Source organism: Streptomyces anandii JCM 4720 (assembly GCF_014650655.1).
GTDB lineage: Bacteria > Actinomycetota > Actinomycetes > Streptomycetales > Streptomycetaceae > Streptomyces > Streptomyces anandii.
Genome location: NZ_BMVJ01000004.1, coordinates 320,154 through 324,920, shown reverse-complemented (window position 1 = coordinate 324,920; position 4,767 = coordinate 320,154). Strand labels below are relative to the sequence as shown.

Sequence of the window (4,767 nt, the reverse complement as noted above, 5' to 3'; positions counted from 1 at the left end):
TGCGGGGCGCGGTGCTGGACAAGAACGTCGAGGTGCCGCCGGGCGCGACGATCGGCGTCAACCCGGAGCGGGACGCGGAGCTCTACACCGTCTCCAAGGGCGGCGTGATCGCCCTGGGGAAGGGCCAGCGGGTGCCGTAGGGGACCGGACGGGGGCCGGGGCCGGGGCGCTCACCCGCACAGGGGCGGGAACTTGTTCAGCACCACCGCGCTGGTCCTGCGCATGTCGTCGGCGGGGCTGAACTGCAGGTACTCGCTGCCCGGCTCGGTGTGCACGGGGACGTGCCCGGGCGGGGCGTAGAAGGCCTCACCGGCGTGGTAGGCCTCGTCGTGGTCGTCGTAGCGGAAGACGATCTCGCCCTTGAAGACGTATCCCCAGTGCGGGCACTGGCACCGGCCGTCCGGCAGCTCCCTGAGCAGGGGCGTGTGGTCGACGTCCTCGCGGAACATCAGGAAGTCCACCGTGTAGGGCTCGAGATCCTCGGAGTGGTCGACCACCGGTCCGTAGTCGCCGCCCTGCGTCGCCGTGTCGCGGGACACCTTCGGCATCGTGCTCACTTCCCTTCCCGGGCGAGGGAACCGCCGCCGGGACAGTACGCCACCATGGTGCGCGCCCTGTGCCCCGCCGGTCCACCGGAGCGCCCGCCGGGGCACGTGCGCCGGGCGGCGCCGGCGGGGGAATCGCGACGCGTCGGGTGCGACACCCGTGGGATGCCCGGCTGACGGCGGCTCAGACGTGATCATGCAGGCAACGATGTCTCCTTCCGGAGGTCTTCCTGCATGAGATGCACCCGGCGCCTGCGCCTGTGCCTGGCGGGAGCGGTCGCAGCGTCCGCGCTGTCCGCCGCCCCCCAAGCCGCACGGGCCGCCGCACCGCCCGACGCCCGGCTCACCGACCTGGTCAACCCGTTCATCGGCACCGCGAACGAGGGCAACACCTTTCCCGGCGCCGCCGTGCCCTTCGGCATGGTGCAGTTCTCGCCCGACACCGGCCACAACACCGGCTACGACTACGCCCAGCACAAGATCCGCGGCTTCTCCCTGATCCACCTCTCCGGCGTGGGCTGCCGCATCGGCGGCGACCTGCCGGTGCTGCCGACCACGGGCGAGGTGACACGGACCGACTACGCGAAGTACGCGGCCGGCTTCCGCCACGACACCGAGGAGGCGAGCCCGGGCTACTACCGGGTCGCCCTGGACTCCGGCGTCGAGGCCGAGCTCACGGCGAGCGCCCGCACCGGCGTGCAGCGCTACACCTTCCCCGCCACCGACAAGGCCAACGTCCTGATCGACGCGGGCCAGGCGCTGCACCGGATGGTCTCCACCGAGGTGGAGATCCTCGACGACCGCACCGTGCGCACCGCGATCACCGGCCGGGGCTTCTGCAAGGACACCGTGCCGTACACGGTCTACACCATCACCCGCTTCGACCGGCCCTTCACCGCCCACGGCACCTGGGACGGCGCCACCGTCACCCCGGGCGCGAGGACCGGCCGCGGCGGTGCCTACCTGCGCTTCGACACCCGGCACGACCGCACCGTCGAGGCGACCACCGCGCTCTCGTACGTCGACGCCGCGGGAGCCGAGGTCAATCTGCGCGCCGAGGGCGGCCGTTCCTTCGACGCCGTGCGCGAGGCGGCCCGCCGGGCCTGGGAGCGGCGGCTGTCCGGCATCCGGGTGCGCGGCGGCGACGCGGTCCGGCGCCGCACCTTCTACTCGGCGCTGTACCGGTCCTTCCTGGCGCCCAACGTCGGAAACGACGCCGACGGCCGTTACACCGGCTGGGACCAGCGCGTTCACCGCGCCGAGGGCTTCACGTACTACCAGAACTGGTCCCTGTGGGACACCTACCGCACCCAGGCGCAGTTCCTCGCCCTGCTCGCGCCCCGCGAGTCCCGGGACATGGCGATCTCCGTGATCCACGTCGCGGAGGAGAGCGGCTGGCTGCCCAAGTGGGGCTACGGCACCGTCGAGACGAACGTGATGACCGGCGACCCCGTCACCCCGTTCCTGACCAACGCCTTCCAGCAGGGCCTGCTCGGCGGCTACGAGGAGCGGGCCTACCGCGCGCTCCAACGCAACGCGGACGGTGTGCCGCCCGCCGCCTCGCCCGCCGTCGGCCGCGACGCCAACCCGGACTACATCGCCCGCGGCTACGCCCCCTGGATCGCGGGTCACGAGCCCCCGAAGTCCGGCCACTCCGACTACGCCTACGGCGCCTCCGCGACGCTTGAGTACGCCCTGTCGGACGCCATGCTCGCCCAGATGGCCAGGGCCCTCGGCCACCGCGAGGACGCCGCGCGCTACGCGGCCCGCTCCCGCAACTACCGCAACCTCTTCGACCCCACCACCGGCTTCTTCCGGGCCCGCGACACCTCCGGCGCCTTCGCCGGGCCGTGGAGCCCCGCGCAGAGCGTCGGCTTCCACGAGGGCACCGCCTGGCAGTACCAGTGGCTGGTGCCGCAGGACCTGCCCGGCATGATCCGTCTGAGCGGCGGCAGACGCCTCGCCAACGACCGCCTCGACGAGTTCTTCGCCTACCGGCAACTCCTGAAGGACCCCGAGCGCACCGCCCGCGAGGTGTGGGTCAACGGGCCGTACGCCTACTACGACACCGACAAGTACAACCCGCAGAACGAGCCGGACCTCGTCGCCCCGTACACCTACCTGTCCACCGGGCAGCCCTGGAAGACCACCGACGTGGTGCACGCGGCGCTGACCCTGTTCACCGACGAGCCCACCGGGCTCACCGGCAACGACGACCTGGGCACCATGTCCGCCTGGGACGTGCTGTCGTCGATCGGCCTGTTCCCGGTGCAGCCCGGCTACCACACCTGGGGGCTGTCCACGCCGGTCTTCGACCGCGTCGACCTGCGGCTGGACCGCCGGTACTACCCGAGCGGCGGCCTGACCGTCACCGCGCCGGGCACCTCCCGCGAGAACAGGTACATCCAGACGGTGCGGGCCGACGGGGCCCGGCACGAGCGGACGTACCTGACGACCGACGCGCTGCGCTCCCTGCGGACCCTGCGCTACACCGTGGGCCCGCGGCCGTCGTCCTGGGGCACGGCGGCCGGCGCGGCACCGCCCGTACTGAGGTGACCGTCTCCGCTCCACCACCCCTTTGAGTGCCCAACAACCCCTTGTGTCCCGCCTCTTTCACGGGAGGCGGGACTTAATCTGCTGTTAACTGTGTGTAGCTTGATCGTACTTGACCGTAATCGGCCGGGGGCGATTGACTGCAGACTCACCCACCGTCGACGCGAGGCAAGCCATTGACTCCCGACCCGCTCGCTCCCCTCGACCTGGCGTTCTGGAACATCGAGTCCGCCGACCACCCCATGCACCTCGGTGCGCTCGGGGTCTTCTCGGCCCACTCGCCGACCGCCGGCGCCCACGCCGCCGACCTGCTCGCCGCCCGCGCCGCCGCCGTGCCCGGACTGCGCATGCGCATCCGCGACGTGTGGCGGCCGCTCGACCTGCGCCGGCCCCTCGCCCACGCGCTGCGGCACCCGCTCGGCTTCGGCGGCGCCACCCGGGAGCCCGACCCCTGCTTCGACCCGCTCAACCACGTCCGGCTGCACGCCCCGGCCGCCGACTTCCACGCGGCGGCCGGCCGCCTCATGCAGCGCCCGCTGGAGCGCAACCGCCCGCCGTGGGAGGCCCATGTGCTGCCGGGCGAGGACGGCGTCTCCTTCGCCGTGCTGTTCAAGTTCCACCACGCCCTGGCCGACGGACTGCGCGCCCTCACCCTCGCCGCCGCCGTCCTCGACCCGATGGACCTGCCCGAGCCCCGCCCCCGGCCCGCCGAGCCCGCCCGAGGGCTGCTGCCCGACGTGCGCAGGCTGCCCGGGCTGCTGCGCGGCGCGCTGTCCGACGTGGGCCGCGCCCTGGACATCGGCGCCTCCGTGGCCCGCTCCACCCTGGTCACCCGCCCCACCCCTGCGCTCGCCGCCGAGCCCACCGGCACCCGGCGCACCGCGGGCGTGGTCGTCGACATCGACGACGTGCACCTGGTGCGCAAGGCCGTGGGCGGCACCGTCAACGACGTGCTGATCGCGGTCGTCGCCGGCGCCCTGCGCCGCTGGCTCGACGAGCGCGGCGACGGCAGCGAGGGCGTCGCCCCCCGCGCCCTGATCCCTGTCTCCCGGCGCCGCCCGCGCACCGCCCACCCGCAGGGCAACCGCCTCTCCGGCTACCTGATGGAGCTGCCGGTCGGCGTCCCCGACCCGCTGCGCCGCCTCGACGCCGTGCGCACCGCGATGGACCGCAACAAGGACGCCGGACCCAACCGGGGCGCGGGCGCCGTCGCCCTCCTCGCCGACCACGTGCCCGCGCTCGGGCACCGGCTCGGCGGGCCGCTGGTCGGCCAGGCCGCCCGGCTGTGGTTCGACATCCTGGTCACCAGCGTGCCCCTGCCCGGCATCGGCCTGAGGCTCGGCGGCCACCCGCTCACCGCCGTCTACCCCTTCGCGCCGCTGGCCCGCGGCCAGTCCCTCGCCGTCGCCGTCTCCACCTACCGCGGCCAGGTCCACTACGGGCTCGTCGCCGACGCCAAGGCCGTCCCCGACCTCGGCCGGCTCGCCCGCGCGGTCACCGAGGAGGTGGAGACCCTGATCACGGTCTGCGGACCCTGACCGCCGGGACGGTTCCCGCCCGGACGGATGCGTCCGGGAGCCCTTGATCATCGCGGTTTGGCCGCGCGCCCGCGCGCTGACGTAAAATTCCGCGTTCGAAAGCGGGCGCGACTCGGCGCGCCCCGCGGGTG

Annotated in this window: 4 protein-coding genes; 3 read left to right on the top strand and 1 reads right to left on the bottom strand. The window is 73.5% G+C overall.

Annotation, left to right across the window (positions count from 1 at the left end):
• The coding region (locus IE249_RS36830; protein WP_506366553.1) for a GlgC family sugar phosphate nucleotidyltransferase at positions 1 to 140 on the top strand (140 nt) is incomplete at its 5' end.
• Between the two features lie 30 nt (positions 141 to 170).
• Here the strand turns inward: IE249_RS36830 and IE249_RS10135 are convergent.
• The gene (locus IE249_RS10135; RefSeq protein ID WP_189704563.1) at positions 171 to 548 is read right to left on the bottom strand and encodes a cupin domain-containing protein; all 378 of its coding nucleotides are present in this window, start codon (positions 546 to 548) and stop codon (positions 171 to 173) included.
• A 231-nt stretch (positions 549 to 779) separates the two neighbouring features.
• Between IE249_RS10135 and IE249_RS10130 the strand changes: the two genes are divergently transcribed.
• Both IE249_RS10130 and IE249_RS10125 read left to right on the top strand, forming a co-directional pair.
• Complete coding sequence (locus tag IE249_RS10130; protein WP_189704437.1) at positions 780 to 3,101, top strand: GH92 family glycosyl hydrolase; 2,322 nt, start codon at positions 780 to 782, stop codon at positions 3,099 to 3,101.
• A gap of 173 nt (positions 3,102 to 3,274) precedes the next feature.
• Positions 3,275 to 4,636, top strand: coding sequence for a wax ester/triacylglycerol synthase family O-acyltransferase (locus IE249_RS10125; RefSeq protein ID WP_189704436.1), 1,362 nt, complete (start codon positions 3,275 to 3,277; stop codon positions 4,634 to 4,636).
• The last annotated feature ends 131 nt before the right edge of the window (positions 4,637 to 4,767 follow it).

Excerpts from the sequence above, each read along its gene's own strand:
- IE249_RS10135 (WP_189704563.1), bottom strand. The coding sequence starts at position 548 with ATGCCGAAGGTGTCCCGCGACACGGCGACGCAGGGCGGCGACTACGGA.
- IE249_RS10130 (WP_189704437.1), top strand. The coding sequence starts at position 780 with ATGAGATGCACCCGGCGCCTGCGCCTGTGCCTGGCGGGAGCGGTCGCA.